This is a genomic window from Silvibacterium sp., assembly GCF_047605705.1.
In the GTDB taxonomy this organism is placed as follows: domain Bacteria; phylum Acidobacteriota; class Terriglobia; order Terriglobales; family Acidobacteriaceae; genus Silvibacterium.
The window spans coordinates 37,784-53,458 of the sequence record NZ_JASGFD010000008.1 but is presented as its reverse complement, the minus strand read 5'-3'; the positions used below and the strand labels follow the sequence as shown (position 1 = coordinate 53,458).

Sequence of the window (15,675 nt, the reverse complement as noted above, 5' to 3'; positions counted from 1 at the left end):
AAGCAAGCTTGGCCCACCCAGGCACGCCGGCCTGGGTGGGCCATCTTTATGCGGTAAGCAGCAGGGGCTCGCTGTTTGTGATCACCATGGTGTGCTCGTGGTGCGCAGCAAGCCCGCGGTCGCTGGTACGCATGGTCCAACCATCGCTTGCGAGATAAGCCTTCGCCGATTTGCTGGCAATGATCGGTTCGATGGTGATGACCAGGCCATCCGTGAGCAGCGTCTTCGCATACGGATCGGCGTAGTTCGGAACCGACGGCCTCTCGTGAATCGTCCGTCCGATCCCGTGACCGCAGAGTTCGCGAATCACATGGAAACCGCTGCGGCGAACCTCGCCCTCGACAGCCGCGCCGATATCTGCGACACGGTTGCCCGCACGGGCAGCCACCAGCGCTGCATCGAAGGCACGCCGCGCGCACGCGGCAAGATCTGCGCCCAGTCCATGCGGCGCGTCATCCACGCTGTCGCGCCCCACGATGACCGTCTCGCAGGCATCGGCCATGAAGCCGTCCTTTTCGATCGTCACATCGAGCTTGAGCACATCCCCGGCACGCAGCTTCCGGTCGCTGGGGATACCGTGCACGATCTCCTGGTTTACGCTGATGCAGCTGGTGCCCGGGAACTGGTAGACCAGTTCCGGAGCGGAGCGCGCGCCCGCCTCGCGCATCACATGTGCACCAATCTCATCCAGGTCTCGCGTCGTTGCACCGGAGCGCACGCCCGCTTTCATCGCCTCAAGCATCTGGCGCACTACCCGGCCGGCAGCCTTCATTCCCGCCAGCTCTTCCGGGGTATTGATCGACATACTTTCTCCTAACTCTTTCGATGAGACCGCGGGCAATCGGTCGCTTACTGCTTCGTTGACCTATTCTCCGAGCAGCAATCTCTGCGTCGTGTAGGCCTGCCCCGTCACTCCGTCACATTCAATCAGCAGCGCAGCCATGCGCGGATCGCCCTTTGCGGCTTCAAACTTCCCCGGCATACCGGTAAGAAAACGATGCAGCACCATTTCCTTTTCCACGCCGATCACGCTCTCATACGGACCGCTCATGCCCACGTCTGTCTGATACGCGGTGCCACCTGGAAGAACGCGGTTGTCAGCCGTCGGAACGTGCGTATGCGTTCCCACCACCGCCGTCACCCGGCCATCAAGATACCAGCCCAGCGCAACCTTTTCCGAGGTGGCTTCGGCATGAAAATCCACGAAGATCACCTTGGCCTTGATCGTCTCGAGAATCGCGTCCATTTTGCGGAAAGGATCATCGTTCGACGCCATGAACACGCGGCCCTGCAGGTTGATGACCGCATAGGCCTGACCATTGGGAAGCGTTCCCTCGTAGATGCCGTGCCCCGGAGTCCCTGCCACGTAATTCGCGGGCCGCAGCACGCGGCGCGGACGCTCGTGGCTATCCGGGGGCACCGACTGCATGTAATCGATAAGTTCGCGCTTATCCCACACGTGATTTCCAGTGGTGAGGACGTGTGCGCCCAGATCGAAGAGCTCCTCTGCGATGGCGGGCGTACAGCCGAAGCCGCCTGCGGCATTCTCCGCGTTCACAATAACCAGATCGACGCCACGCTCGGCGATCACGTGGGCGATATGCTCCCGCACAATGCGGCGCCCAGCGCTGCCAAAGACGTCTCCTACAAAGAGAATGCGCAAGTGAGTAACTGCCTCCTAAAGTGTCTACTTCATGCTACATCGGCGAGGCAGTCATTTCCTGGCGGAGCTCGCTTCGATACAGCAGGTAACTCCCTTTGCTTACTGCCGGTTGTGAATCTGGCACTGTTACGATTCCTTTTCCCGCCGGATATCACTCTGTCCGCATTTCTACGTATGGGTTTCGCGTCGCCTTGTGTTAGCGTGGCAGTTATGGCCGTCAATACCCGATTCGCAACTGGCGTTCACGCCCTTCTCCTGCTCGCTGCCGAACCGGATGTACTGCAGACCTCGGAAGACGTCGCGGGCAAGCTCAACACTAATCCCGTGGTCGTCCGCCGTGTCTTCTCGCTGCTACAACAGGCAGAGCTAGTGGAAAGCCAGAAGGGCCCGCATGGCGGCTCTCGCCTGGCTCGCCCGGCAAAAGAGATCACACTCAGCGACATTCATCGCGCGCTGGATGCCGGCGGCATCTTTCACACGGTGAGCTTCCCCGGCGCACAGCAGGCTCGCGTCACCTCCGCACTGGATCAGGTCTTCACGTCGGTCAGCAAGACAGTCGCGAAGGAACTTGAACAGATCACCCTCAGCCAGCTTCTCAAGAAGGTTTCGAAGAAAGCGCCTCGTTAATCAGCAGGGCTCCCATGCCCTGCTTTCTTCTCTATACAGGCTGCGGTATTGCTGCCTGGCTCCAACGCCAGGTCAACAACAAGGCAATCAATATCAGCGCCGTGGTCAGTCCGCTCCACAATCCATACAGTCCCCAGTGCAGGTGGAAGCAGAGCCACGCCCCAAGCGGCAGGCCTATCACCCAGTAGCCCACCAGATTGACCAGCATCGGGGTGCGCGTCTCGCCCAGGCCGCGCAGCGCTCCAGTGGCTACCGTCTGCGCTCCATCGAAGACCTGGAACGCTGCAACAATAAGCAGAACATGTGCACCAAGCAGCAGAACCCGCGGATCGTGCGAGTAGATCCGCAGAACCGGCCGCGGCGCCAGCAAGAAGATGAGGGCTGTCAGGGACATAAATCCCACGGCCAGCCCAAGCGCCATCCATCCGGCGCGGCGGGCGCGGTCTGAGCTTTTTGCGCCGATGGCGTGCCCTACAGCCACAGCGCCGGCTGCGGAAATCCCTAGCGGGACCATGAAGGTGTAGGCGGCACAGCTCAGAGCGATCTCATGCGTCGCGAGTGAAACCGGGTCGAGATGCGCCGAAAGGATTGTCGCCGTCCCAAATGCAGCCACTTCGAGGATCACCTGCGACGCCGCCGGAACTCCCAGCTTCAGCAGCGCACGGATGCGTACCCAGTCCGGTGCCGGCCAGTGGGCAAAAAGGGAATGTCCGCGTCGGCGCTCATGCCTCCATGCGAAAAAGACCAGCACCGCCGCCATGTAGATACGTGCGAAGACGGTCGAGCAAGCTGATCCACGGACACCCATCGCTGGCATCCCGAACTTTCCATAGATGAAGATCCAGTTGCCGAGGAGGTTCACCAGGTTCGCCGAGATCAGCGCGAAGGTAACTGGACGCACCCGCCCGACTCCCTGCAGATAGCGGCGGAACCCTCCGTAGACCAGCAGCGGCAGCGTACCCAGATTCAGCAGTCCAACGTACTGCCTGGTTAGTAACCCGACGACAGGATCCACGCCGTGCCCGGTAAACAGCGGACCCGCGACGAGAATAAACGCCATGAGGAGAGGCGTGAATGCGAGTGCGATGTACATTGCCTGCGCGAGCGAGCGATGGCAGTCGTCGAAATCCTTCGCGCCCCACGAACGGGAGACCAGCGTGTCGAGGCCGAGAAGCAGCCCGATGCCGAAGATCGATGGCGCGTAGTAGATGGCGTTTCCAAGCCCGACAGCGCCGATCGCGGACGGCCCCAGCTTGCCAACCATGACGACGTCGACGACCGTCATGGTCATCCATCCGATCTCTGAGAGTGCGACCGGGATCGCGAGGGAGAGCAATGCCCGAAGTTCCGCGCCTAGATTTGGACGCCTATTCGTGGGCTCATCAAAGATCAAATGTTCGGTGGAGCTGCCCTCATTCTCCATGAAGAAAATCGTCCTCTTAAAACGATTTCCAGATTGTAGCTGCGTCGTGCAGCGAGGGCGAGCTATGTTATAGTCACTAAAGAAGTAGGAGAGTTGGCCGAGTGGTTGAAGGCGCACGCTTGGAAAGCGTGTGTAGGAGAAATCCTACCGTGGGTTCGAATCCCACACTCTCCGCCAGCCATCTTTGCTTCTATCATTCCGCTTTATCTCTATACGTATTTTTCGGCACGCGAAGCAGTGTCGCGCGGTTGTAGCGCTGCACGATGATGCACGGCAAATTCGCGATCAGGGCATAAAAAGCGACAACAACACATGCCCACGGCGGATTCCATACAAAGAAGAGCGGGACACAGGCGATCATCAGCCAGTGCGCAAGCTCTCCCCTCCGGGTCTCAGCCACAAATCGCATGAGGTACTCCCGATTCCTCATCTCCAGCTTCTTCTTGGCGAAGCCACCTGCGAACCACGATGCGCCATCGGGCAATCGATGCTTCCAGCTGCGCAGTCTTAGAACTCTGCGATAGAGCGGGCTCTCCCACTGGCACACCCGCGACCATGCGGCCTCTTTCGCGAACCACCGTGCAGGCAGGCATCCCATTCCCCATGCGAGCGAAAGCTGCAGCGCCGGCCACCCGATGCAGTTCAGCAGAATGACGCGTGCAGGACTCACAGCGAGCGGCCTCGCCAGGTCACAGCCTTGCCTGTCGCCCGCCTCCATGCTGACTGCGTGAAGATGAGCATGTAGTACGCAAGCGATACAGGAAAGCACGCCAGCGTCATCCAATTAAAATTCCCAACTTGCCGCGCCAGAATCGAGAGTTGGGCTACAAGAAGCGCATAGATTATCCAGCTGGTCCAATGGGCTCCCGACAGAACGAGAAGCAGGCTGCTCAGGGCAAGACCTCCGAGCCACGTTGCGCTGAGCGCGCGAACCAGAGGACGCACCGCGCTCGCCCCGGCCGCAAAGCCTTTACGCCAGCTCTCATTTTGCTGGCGCGCACCGTGCGGAAACATCCGCATCTCCAGCGCCGTACGTCCTCCCAGGGTATGGCATTGACCGCCGGCAGATTTGATGCACGAAGAGAGATGCAGGTTCTCGAGAATTTCACCACGGATCGAGGCATGGCCGCCTGCGGCAAAGTAGAGTTCTTTCGAGATGAGCAGTGATTGCCCAAAGAGAAGCGGCGATGCCGCTCCTGTAAATCCTCCAGCCGCCATAGCCGTGATCACGTTGAAGAAGAGCGATAGCTGCTCACTCCAGGACTTCATCCGGTGGTATGGCAAGACCGATAGCGCTGCGCCTTTCGGCAGTGCCGAGAATTCCCTGACGATTCGTGCATAACCATCTTTCACAAAGTACGTGTCCGCATCGAGAAAAAATAGGAGAGGTGCAGCGGCAGCGGCAAACAGTGCTCCGTGATGACAGGCCCAGCTCTTCCCTGTCCAACCGGCCTCCAATGCAGGCGCAGATACGACTCGAGCGCCCGCCTTTGCCGCAATCATTGCTGTCGCGTCCGTGGACTGATCATCCACAACAATGATTTCCCACGGACGCGCGCTACTCGCGGCGATGGAATCCAGCAGCCGGGGGAGCGTACTCGCTTCATTTCGTGCAGGAATGATGATGCTTACCTGCGGCGGCTGAAAGCTTTCCGGTAGGGGCGCAGCCGTTGGCACTTTACGCAGCAGGATCCAACCTGCTCCGAACCCGGCGCCGCACAGTGCGAATAACAAGAGCGCCATCGCTCAGCTCGACGCAGATTCCACGACCAGCCGCGCCACGTGCCGTCCGCACAGTGTCACCATCGGCATACCTCCGCCGGGATTCACGCTGCCGCCTACAAAATACAGGTTGCGGTAGTGAGGGCTCTGTTTAGGCGCCTTAAATGCGAAGTTCCGCCACCTGTCACTCACTACACCGTAGATGGAGCCACCGTTTGAAAGATACTTCGCTTCGATATCAAAAGGCGTCCAGAAATCTTCGACAACGATATGCTTTCGCAGATCGGTAAGCCCCATGCGCTCGAGCTTATCGAAACACAGTTCTTTCAGCGCGACACAATCCTCGTAGGTGTAAGGGTGCTTCTCATTGAGATATGGAATGTGCGGCAGGATCTTGATGTTCTCGCATCCCGGCGGCGCCTGCGAAGGATCCGTTCTTGTGGGCGCTACGAGATAGATCGTGGGATCGTCCGGTAATCGCTTCTCGCGGAATACACGATGAAAGTGCCGCTTTTGGTCGCTCGCATAAAAGAAATTATGATGTGCGAGCTGCGGGTATGTGCGGTCGAGCCCTAGATGGACCACGATCCCTGAGCATGCCGGCTCATAGCGACTAAGCTTTCGCAGCCTGCGTGGAGACTCACGAAGCAAATCCCTGTTCGCCGGCACCACCTCCATATTTGAGATGACGTAGTCGGCGGACAATCTCACAGAGCTGCCATCCTGTCGTTGTGTCGTAACACCGGTGACATGCCCTTCCGCCTTTTCGATTTCCAGGACCTTCTGATTCAGATGAACCCGCACGCCAGTCTCCGTAAGCCTGCGCTCAAACGCCCTGGCGAGTTCGTAGAGTCCGCCTTTCACGTACCACAACCCGAACTCGAGTTGAATATTCGGCATCAGGTTCATGAAGCCCGGTGCGTCATACGCAGAAGACCCCACGTACTTGATGAAATACTCGAAGATATCGCGCAGGTAAGGATCGCGAACTCGCTTCCGAATTCCCGAAGCCATCGTCCCCAGGTAGTCGAGCCCCTTGGCATTCTTGATTCCGTAGAACCTTACAAAATCCCAAAACGTATCGAGGCCACGATCGAAATACCCGCGTTCGATGATGCTGTATTGCAGCTTCGCGTAGTTACAGAAGGACTCGTAATCCTGCAGCGCATTTTCGCCAAGGGTTGCGAGTTGGCGGCGCATCTGCTGCGAGTCTTCCCACAGATCGACAACTACTCCGTCTTCAAAAAAATTCCGCCACTGCGGATCGAGCCGCTCAAGCGTGACGTAATCTTCGAGTCGCCTTCCGTCACCCTCAAAAACAGGACGAAAGATATCAGGCAGCGTGAAGATAGACGGGCCAAGGTCGAAGCTGAATCCTGCTTCACGATGCAGGTTGAGCTTCCCGCCCACGTTGCCGTTCTTCTCAAGCAGGTCGACCTGATAGCCTTCACGCGCCAGCTGAATCGCGGCAGTCATGCCGCCAAGTCCTGCGCCGATCACTACAACACGCTTCCCGGTTATGTCTTGCCTCACGTTTCACCCACACCTTCGCACCCCATCCGCATCAATGCACGAGGCGGATCGAAATGTCCTGCGCTTCGCTGCCGTGTTCAAAGACACACTCATCAAACTTCGGCGGGCCCATTCGGCCCTTCGGATTATTCGAGGCTCCCACAGGCTCCTTCGGTATGCCCATGAAGCCGTGATCGAGCTTTCCGTTGGAGTTCTCGTCAAGAAAAACACTCACCGCATATCTTCCTGGCTTCAGCGCTCCGAGATTGATCTTTTGTTGGTCAGCATCACCATGGGTCAACGGGACAAATCCGTGCAGCAGCGCCTTCTCGCGATGGTCGGGAAAGCCCTCGGCTGAAGTAAACACGAGGTAGGCAATCTGTCCCTGAGCGTGCGCAGGAAGCAACACATCCACGCTCAGTGTTCCAACGCCATCCTGTCCGAAAGCCAGCGGCATCAGGCAAAGGCCCGTGGCGATGAGCGTAAGCCCCATGAATGATCGCCGGAATGCCGCGAACCTGCTTCGAATCGAGCCGGAGCCGTGACGGAAGCGCAGCACGCCTGCAAGCTGCTGATACGTCCTCGTGGAGAAGGGGAACCAATTGCGGAGCGTTCGCCGGGGGTGAGTGTTCGTCATGATTACTTTGACGCGCGAAAACGTTCTGATGCCTTCCAATCCGTGATAACGGCCACTGCCGCTGTCGCCGTTGCCGCCAAACGCGGCTTCGGGACTTCCGATATTCCGAATCACATCATTGATCGCGCAACTGCCGCCGCGCAGGGCAATCGCGACTCGCTCACCTTGAGACCGATCTCCTGTCCACACGCTGGCACTCAAGGCAAACGGCGACTCGTTCGCCATACGGATTCCTTCCTCTTCCGTATCGAACGAGAAGATGCATACCACCGGTCCAAAAGAATCTTCGGTCAAGAGACGGGCGTCGGCAGGTAAGTTCGCAACCACCACGGGAGAAAACTCTCCCTGCGCGTCGCTGTGGGTACGATGCAGCCTGGCACCTCTCTTCACTGCGTCCTCGAGTTGCATGCTCAGCCGTCTGCGGGCCGGCTCAAAGACTTCTCCTAGATCTGCATCGCCGGTTTTGCCGATTCGGAGTTCCCGCATGCGCGACAATAGGCCTTCAAGAAAGCGCCCGTAGATCGCGCGCTCTACGTAGAGTCTCTTGATGCCCACGCAAACCTGTCCTGAATTCGAGAAAACTCCATAGAGCACGCCTTCCACCGTGCGCGCTAGTTCACACGTTGCAAAGATAAGCGCTGCGTCTTTGCCTCCCAGCTCCATGACGGATGGGATTAGCAAGGCCCCGCAACGTGCTACGATCTCCCGGCCGACCGCGCTGCTCCCGGTGAAGAACACAAGGTCCGGCTGCGCCTCTAACAGCAGCGCTGCTCCGGCAGGCCCCTCCCACGAGACCTGTATCACTTCGTCCGGCAGCCCCGCTTCCCTGAGCAGTTCCTGTATCAGCTTCGCCGTTCGTGGCGCGTGTTCGCTGCACTTCAGCAGCACCGCATTTCCTACAAGCAGTGCGGTTGCAGCCGGAACCAGTGACAGTTGCAGCGGGTAGTTCCACGGCGCAATCACCAGGACGACCCCATGCGGTTGATGCAATTCCAGAAAGCGAGTTCGGGCAAAGAAAAGTTTCGAGGACTTGAGATGCCTGGGTGAAAGCACTTCGCGCGCGTGGCGAGAGTCGAAGCGGATCTGCTCCAGCGTCACAAGAATGTCCCCGGCCAGCGTGTCCAACGGCGGCTTGCCGATTTCGTCCTGTATCACCGCGACGATTTCCTCGATCCGGGCAGCAATTACATGCCGCAAGCGGTGGAGCACCGAGGCTCTTTCATGCAGGGTCTGCTTTGCCCACGCAGTCTGTGCATGGCGTGCTGCCTGCATCCGTTGTGCAGCGCTCCCGTCCGCGGCAAAATCCGTCACGCGATTCGCGCCTCATGAAAGGGCTGCGGGTCCGCGTATGCAACCCGATACTTATCGCAGATCAAATTGGAAGAGATAATCGCCGACTGAAAGATTGTCGGCAGACCGCTACCGGGATGGGTGCCTCCTCCAACCAGATATGTGTTATCGAAGAGCTCAAACTTGTTGTGAGGGCGGAAGAGAAGAAGCTGATCCCAACTGTGGCCGAGATTGAACGTTGCCCCGAGGAAGACAGACATCTTCTCTTCCCAATCCTCGGGCGTCACGATCAGCTCCTGCTGAATGTGATTGCGCAAATCGCGCAGGCCGCTGCGCTTTTCAAGTATGTCGAGCATCATCTCCCGGTACGAAGACTTATGCACATGCCAATCGATGCCACTGGTGTTATTGGGTACCGGTGCGAGCACATAAAGAGCAGAGTGCCCTGCTGGTGCGCATGCGGGATCGATAGGGGACGAGTTGCGAACATAGACCGAAAGACCTTCGGAGATGCATTTATTGCGGGTGATGTCTTCGAGGCACTTCTTATAGTCCTGCGAGAAAATAATCGTATGGTGTTCCACCTCGGGATAGAGCTTGTCCAGACCGAGGTACATCATGAAAGTCGAGCACGAATATTTCAGCTTCTCGAGCTTCCCCACCTCGTATTTGCCCAGTGCCTCACCAGGAAAGAGCGTCCGCATCGCCTGACCGAAATCTGCATTGATTACGACCTCGTCGGCCATAATGCGTTCGCCGTTTTCAAGCTCCACCCCACAGGCCTGCTTATGCCGAAGCAATACCTGCTTTACTCCGCACGAGGTGTGAATCTCTGCACCATGCTCGCGTGCCACCTGCGCAAAGGCCTGCGTGATACGGTTCAGTCCGCCCATCACGTGATATATCCCATGCGCATGCTCTGTATACGGGATCATCGCGAATAGCCCCGGACAGTCCCACGGCGACATTCCGAGATACTTCGACTGAAACGTGAATGCAAGCCTCAACTCTTCCGAGCGGAAGTAATCGGACAGCACATCGTAGAGCGAACGGCCGGCTGCAATGTAAGGCGCCGCTGCCATGAGCGTCGGGCTTAGCAAGCTCAGGGCGCCGTCGTATGGCTTCTGTAAGCAGGGGTAGAGCTTTCGGAACCTCTTCTCCTCCACCGTGAGAAACCGCTCCAGCCCCGCACCTTCCCCGGGAAAAACGCGCTCAATTTCCGCACGCATCTGTACGGGATCGGAATACACCAGCATGGATCGGTGGGCGAAATTCAGCCTGTACATTGGATCGAGAAGCCGGCAATCGAGGTAGTCAGCGCACTTGCGCCCTGCTGACTCAAACACTTCATCGAGCAGGTACTTCATCATGAGGAATGTCGGGCCGAGATCAAAGCGATAAGGCCCTACTTCCATCTCAGCATTGCGGCCGCCGATCCTAGCCTGCTTCTCAAAGACTTTTACCTCAAATCCCCGGCTTGCCAGCACCATCGCGGCTGCAAGTCCACCTGGGCCTGCGCCCACGACTACGATCGTCTTCGATCCCATTTCCATGGTTATATGTCGATTTTCGGCACTCCCGATGCCTGCCCCGGACAGCCTCTTCGATGAGGCTGCAAATCTGCGGGGCAGAAGTCCAGCGGATCAAACTTTGCCAAGATGCGGGTCTCGGGCACGGAGAGCACCGCAATTGAGACAGGCTGGGAGTAGCAGACTGTGGCGGGTGAGGATTCGAGGCAGAGCTTAACCCGCCATTGCTGCCGGACGGAGATTCTCATGCAGCGCATCGCGCATACGCTGAACTTCTTCCACGGGAGAGCTGCCGAAGAGCCGCTTAAACTCACGGCTGAACTGAGAGGCACTCTGATATCCCACACGTTCCGAGGCGGTCACAGCGCTCAGCGAATCCTGCACCATCATCATGCGCGCCTTGTGCAGACGCACCGCCTTCAGATACTGCAGAGGCGAGGTCCCCGTCATGGCCTTGAAGTGATGATGCAGCGCGGAGATACTCATGCCCGCCTCCTGCGCCAGCTCCGGAACTTCGAGGGTCTCGGCATAGTCTGAATGCATCCGGTGCAGAATCCTGTGCAATTGCAGCCTCGAGCTATCCATAAGTAACAGTGACTGTAACGCACCACCCTGGCGGCCACGAAGGACACGGTAGGTGATCTCCCTGACGATCTGCGGCCCAAGCACACTCGCGTCCAGCGGATGGAGCATGCATTCCAGCAGGCGCACCGCCGCGCCACTTAGCTCCGCGTCCATCGGCGTGGCACTCACGGTATGCTCCGGCGCCACCACCAGCGAGGGTCTTGCAGGCGGCTCCATGCGCATAAGAATCTCATTCACGACTGCCAGATCGATACGCACACCAATGCCGAGAAACGGTCCATCCTCGGAGACCTCCGTATCGCATTCGAAAGGCATCGGTACGGTCAGCGTCAGATAGTTGCGTGCGTCGTAATGGAACACCTTGTCGTGCAGAAAGCCTCGCTTGCGGCCTCGCGCGATGATGATGATGCTCGGCTCATACATCACCGGCACACGGCAGCTGGAGCAGTTTACGCGCATCAGGCGCACGCCCTCCACCGGTGCAGGCCGCATGCCCTCCAGCTGAGCCAGTTGCGCAAGAAGGTCTACCATCCGCAGGCGATTCTGTTCGATAAGATCCATTTTGTTCAAGCCTAATTCACATTCCCACCGGAAGCCAACGGATTTGGAGAATCAGGCAAGCTTGCCGCAGGTCTGTGTATGGATTTTTTCGCGACCATCGTTTTTGATAAGACTGGCTCGCATTCGGGCCGCAAGGAAGGATAAAAAATCAGCATGTCTACTTCTGCGAAGTCGTACGCGGCGCAGTCGGCAACCTCTCCGCTGGCGCCTTTTGCCCTAGAGCGGCGCACCCCCACCGATACTGACGTCGCCATCGAGATTCTCTTCTGCGGCGTTTGCCACTCCGATCTGCACACTGCCCGCAATGAATGGCAGAACACCGTATTCCCCGTCGTGCCGGGCCATGAGATTGTAGGTCGTGTTACCGCGGTGGGCTCCAAGGTCACGAAGTTCAGGCAAGGCGATCTTGTCGGTGTCGGCTGTATGGTCGACTCTGACCGGACCTGTCCCAGCTGCCAGGCTGGTCTCGAGCAGTACTGCGTCCAGTTTCCCATCCTCACTTACAACAGCCCGGACAAGCACCTGGGCGGCATGACCTACGGCGGCTACTCGGATAGCGTCGTTGTGGACGAAGCCTTCGTTCTGCGTGTGCCGGATAACCTCGATCCCGCGGCTGCCGCGCCGCTGCTCTGCGCCGGCATTACCACTTACTCCCCGCTCCGCCACTGGAAGGTCAGCAAGGGCCAGAAGGTCGGCATCGTCGGGCTCGGTGGACTTGGTCATATGGGACTCAAGTTCGCGCATGCCCTGGGCGCGCACACCGTGCTTTTCACTACGTCGCCCAATAAAGCGGAAGATGCGAAGCGTCTCGGCGCCGACGAAGTCATCATCTCGAAGGACGCCGAACAGATGCAGAAGCACGCCAACAGCTTCGATTTCATCCTCGACGCTGTCGCTGCCGATCATGACCTGAACGCATACCTGTCGCTGCTCAAGGTGGATGGCACGATGGTGCTGGTCGGCGCGCCTGAGAAGCCGCTCCCTGTCGCCTCCTTCAGCCTCATCATGGGGCGCCGCAGCCTCGCGGGCTCGCTCATCGGCGGCATCGCTGAGACCCAGGAGATGCTCGATTTCTGCGGCGAGCACAACATCGTCAGCGACATCGAAACCATCGACATCCAGAACATCAACGAAGCCTATGAGCGCATGCTCAAGAGCGATGTGAAGTATCGCTTTGTAATCGACATGGCCTCGCTCAAGAAGTAGTCAGGCAGGCATTTCCTACAGCGCGCGAAGCCAGAGTTGCTTTGCGCGCTTTTCTTTGCGTCAAGCACCTCGATAGGACTGTGGAACGGAAATATGTTTGCGCTTCTGCCTCCGGATGCGAGGATAAGTCCATCCCGCATTCAGAGGAAGTGCCATGCCTTTCCGCTCGCGCCGCTGTCTGTCCGGCATTTTGCCATTGCTTGTGACGCTGATTCCCTTCACACCTTCGTTCGCGCAAACCGGAGTACCGACGCCAGTCTCGGTCCTCGGACACACCCCAGGCGATGACTTCTACCTCGCCGATTACGAAGACTCCATCCGCTACTTTCACGCGCTCGCCGCAAGCTCCAACCGCATCAAGCTCTTCTCCGTCGGCAAATCGACCGAGGGCCGCGAGTTCGAAATCGCTGTCATCTCGTCGCCCGATAACCTGGCGCGCCTGGACGAATATAAAGAAGACTCCCGCAAGCTGGCGGATTCCCGCGGTCTCACTGACGCGCAGGCACGTGAGCTCGCTCATAGCTCGAAGATCATCGTTCACATCGACGGCGGGCTGCACTCGAACGAGGTCGCCGGCGGCCAGCACTCGTTGGCGTTGGCTTACAAGCTGCTTTCAGCGCAAAACGATCCGCAAGTCGACGCCATCCTGAACAACGTCATCCTCGTACTGTGGCCCACGCTCAATCCTGACGGGCAGGACATGGTTGTGCACTGGTATCGCCAGAATCTCGGCACGCAGTATGAAGTCAGCCCAATGCCATGGCTCTTCCAGGATTATGCCGGCCACGACAACAACCGCGACGGCTATATGCAAAACATGATCGAGTCGCAGGTGGTCACCAAGGCCGAGATGGACTGGAGCCCGGCCATCTTCTACTGCCAGCACCAGACCGCGCCCTTTCCCGCACGCATCTGGATACCTCCGTTCTCCGACCCGATCTCGTCGAACATCAGCCCCTACATGCGCAGCTGGCTGAACGTCGTCGGTACGCAGATGTCTGCGTCGCTGCAGGAGCAGCACATGCCCGGCGCGATCTCGGAGTATCGCTTCGACAACTGGTACCCAGGCTTCCTCGATTTCACCAGCGTCTTCCGCAATGAAGTCTCTTTCTTCACCGAAACCGCGCTCTATCGCTACGCCACGCCGCGCTTTTATACGGTCGATGAATTCCCCAAGGAGTCGCAGGACCTCAAAGCGCTTACCATGTACACCGATCCGTGGCAGGGCGGATGGTGGCGCCTGGGAGATGCGGTGCGCTACATGGTCGCAGGCTCTATGTCCGTGCTCGACACCGCCGCGAAGTATCACGAGCAGATGCTCTACAACCGCTGGCAGGCAGCGCATGACAACATCGATCACTATCAGCACAATCCGCCTTATGCCTATGTCCTTCCCAATCCGCAGACGGACACGCCTGAGGCTGCGCAGCTCGCCGACGTACTAGTGAAGAACGGCATCGAGGTGCATGTCGCGAAGCAGCCCTTTCACGCAAATGGCATCGATTATCTTGCCGGATCATGGGTCGTGCTCATGGATCAACCGTGGTCGAATCTCGTGAAGGAGCTGTTTGAGCCACAGCACTATCCCCAGGCCATTCTCGATGGCAACTCCGGCAAGCCAGTCACGCTACCCTATGACGTGACCGGCTGGACGCTCCCTATGCAGATGGGCGTCCGCGCAGATGCGGTCACGGATCCTGTTTCCGGCGAAGAGCGTGCGCACCTCGAACTCCTCACCACCGTCGCTACTCCGAAAGGCGCGGTCGAAGGTGCAGGGCCAGTCTTCGCCCTCAGCCATAAATCGAATGCCAGCTTTGAGGCGGTGAACGACATCCTCGCCGCAGGAGGCTCCGTCTCGTTTTCGCGCGCGTCGATTCCAACGAGCGAAGGCAGCGAGACCGGCGCATTCCTCGTCAACGGCATAAGCAAGGCCAACCTCGAAACGATCGCCGAGAAGTGGGGCGTATCCGCGGTCTCCACCTCAAAGAGTGGTGAGGCCATTCCTCTCCACAAGGCCCGTGTCGGGCTCTATCGCCCATGGGACCCATCGATCGATGAAGGCTGGACCCGCTGGATTCTCGAGAAGTACAACTTTGCGCCGGTCAGCATCTACAACGCAGGCATGAAGGCCGGCGATCTCAAGTCGCGTTTCGATACCATCATCCTGCCTGATATTGCGAAGAGCGTTCTTCTCGATGGCTTCAAGCCCGGAATTGTGCCCAGCCAGTATTCAGGCGGCATCGACAACAGCGGGGTTGAGGCCTTGCGGCAATTCGTGCAGCAGGGCGGCAACCTTGTAGCCTTCAACGATGCGGCCTCCGCCGTTATCGACCTGCTCGGCCTTCCGGTCAGCAATATCCTCGAAGGAGCTGGCCCCGATCAGTTCTTCTGTTCCGGAGCACTGCTGCGAGTCGAATTGGCCGATCGCTCACGCCCTGCCGTTTGGGGGCTCCCGGAAAATCCTATCGTCATGTTTGAGAAAGGTCCGGCCTTCGCCGTCAAACCTGGCTTCAAAGGCGCAATCCTGGCTCGTTACCCGAAGGGCATCAATCCACTGGAGAGCGGCGTGCTTCTGCATCCTGAAAAGATCGAAGGTCAGGCTGCGGCAGTTGAAGTGTCTGTCGGCAAGGGACATGTCTTCCTCTACGGCTTCAAACCACAATGGAGAGCCGAGTCGCACGGCGCATACAAGTTCTTCATGAACACGCTCTACCGCTATGACGCCCCGGACTTCGGCAATCTTCAACTCGTCGAAGCAGTCAGGGAGCCCGCGGAGAAGAGTCCAGCTCATAAATCTGGGGAGGACGATGCAGACATGCGCCGTTGACTCGCCGCATACATAAGCTCCGCTCGCCTTCAGGCTTGCGGGGTACACTCCTTCAGGAGCGTGTAACAAGCCCCGGGCGCGGAACCTTGCATC

Annotated in this window: 12 protein-coding genes and 1 tRNA gene; 4 read left to right on the top strand and 9 right to left on the bottom strand. The window is 58.5% G+C overall.

Annotated features, from left to right (window positions below):
* Positions 1–46: 46 nt before the first annotated feature.
* Positions 47–805 carry a type I methionyl aminopeptidase gene (map, locus tag QM649_RS04610; protein ID WP_415197840.1) on the bottom strand — a complete coding sequence of 253 codons (759 nt, stop codon included), beginning with the start codon at positions 803–805 and terminating at the stop codon, positions 47–49.
* 60 nt (positions 806–865) lie between these two features.
* Positions 866–1,663: a TIGR00282 family metallophosphoesterase gene (locus QM649_RS04605; protein WP_415197839.1), complete on the bottom strand. Its 798-nt coding sequence runs from the start codon at positions 1,661–1,663 to the stop codon at positions 866–868.
* A 210-nt stretch (positions 1,664–1,873) separates the two neighbouring features.
* On the opposite strand from QM649_RS04605, the gene QM649_RS04600 reads away from it, so the two are divergent.
* Positions 1,874–2,290 (top strand): Rrf2 family transcriptional regulator, encoded by a 417-nt coding sequence (locus QM649_RS04600; RefSeq protein WP_415197838.1) that lies wholly within the window; start codon positions 1,874–1,876, stop codon positions 2,288–2,290.
* Positions 2,291–2,321: 31 nt separating this feature from the next.
* On the opposite strand, the gene QM649_RS04595 is transcribed toward QM649_RS04600, so the two are convergent.
* Complete coding sequence (locus tag QM649_RS04595; RefSeq protein WP_415197837.1) at positions 2,322–3,626, bottom strand: MATE family efflux transporter; 1,305 nt, start codon at positions 3,624–3,626, stop codon at positions 2,322–2,324.
* Positions 3,627–3,800: 174 nt separating this feature from the next.
* Between QM649_RS04595 and QM649_RS04590 the strand changes: the two genes are divergently transcribed.
* Positions 3,801–3,890 (top strand) — tRNA-Ser (locus tag QM649_RS04590).
* Positions 3,891–3,906: 16 nt separating this feature from the next.
* On the opposite strand, the gene QM649_RS04585 is transcribed toward QM649_RS04590, so the two are convergent.
* From QM649_RS04585 to QM649_RS04560, 6 genes are all read right to left on the bottom strand, one after another.
* Positions 3,907–4,383, bottom strand: a complete 477-nt coding sequence (locus QM649_RS04585; protein ID WP_415197836.1) for a hypothetical protein — start codon at positions 4,381–4,383, stop codon at positions 3,907–3,909.
* Positions 4,380–5,456 (bottom strand): glycosyltransferase, encoded by a 1,077-nt coding sequence (locus tag QM649_RS04580; protein WP_415197835.1) that lies wholly within the window; start codon positions 5,454–5,456, stop codon positions 4,380–4,382. The genes QM649_RS04585 and QM649_RS04580 overlap by 4 nt, the downstream gene beginning before the upstream one ends.
* Positions 5,457–5,459: 3 nt before the next feature.
* Positions 5,460–6,968: a phytoene desaturase family protein gene (locus tag QM649_RS04575; RefSeq protein ID WP_415197834.1), complete on the bottom strand. Its 1,509-nt coding sequence runs from the start codon at positions 6,966–6,968 to the stop codon at positions 5,460–5,462.
* Positions 6,969–6,999: 31 nt separating this feature from the next.
* A complete protein-coding gene (locus QM649_RS04570; RefSeq protein ID WP_415197833.1) occupies positions 7,000–8,895 on the bottom strand; it encodes an aldehyde dehydrogenase family protein in 1,896 nt (631 codons plus the stop codon).
* On the bottom strand, positions 8,892–10,421 hold the full coding sequence (locus QM649_RS04565; RefSeq protein ID WP_415197832.1) for a phytoene desaturase family protein: 1,530 nt from the start codon (positions 10,419–10,421) through the stop codon (positions 8,892–8,894). The genes QM649_RS04570 and QM649_RS04565 overlap by 4 nt, the downstream gene beginning before the upstream one ends.
* Before the next feature lie 195 nt (positions 10,422–10,616).
* Positions 10,617–11,549, bottom strand: a complete 933-nt coding sequence (locus tag QM649_RS04560; RefSeq protein WP_415197831.1) for an AraC family transcriptional regulator — start codon at positions 11,547–11,549, stop codon at positions 10,617–10,619.
* Positions 11,550–11,702: 153 nt separating this feature from the next.
* Between QM649_RS04560 and QM649_RS04555 the strand changes: the two genes are divergently transcribed.
* Together QM649_RS04555 and QM649_RS04550 are read left to right on the top strand one after the other, a co-directional pair.
* Positions 11,703–12,755 carry an NAD(P)-dependent alcohol dehydrogenase gene (locus QM649_RS04555; protein ID WP_415197830.1) on the top strand — a complete coding sequence of 351 codons (1,053 nt, stop codon included), beginning with the start codon at positions 11,703–11,705 and terminating at the stop codon, positions 12,753–12,755.
* Between the two features lie 154 nt (positions 12,756–12,909).
* On the top strand, positions 12,910–15,582 hold the full coding sequence (locus QM649_RS04550) for a M14 metallopeptidase family protein (protein WP_415197829.1): 2,673 nt from the start codon (positions 12,910–12,912) through the stop codon (positions 15,580–15,582).
* The last annotated feature ends 93 nt before the right edge of the window (positions 15,583–15,675 follow it).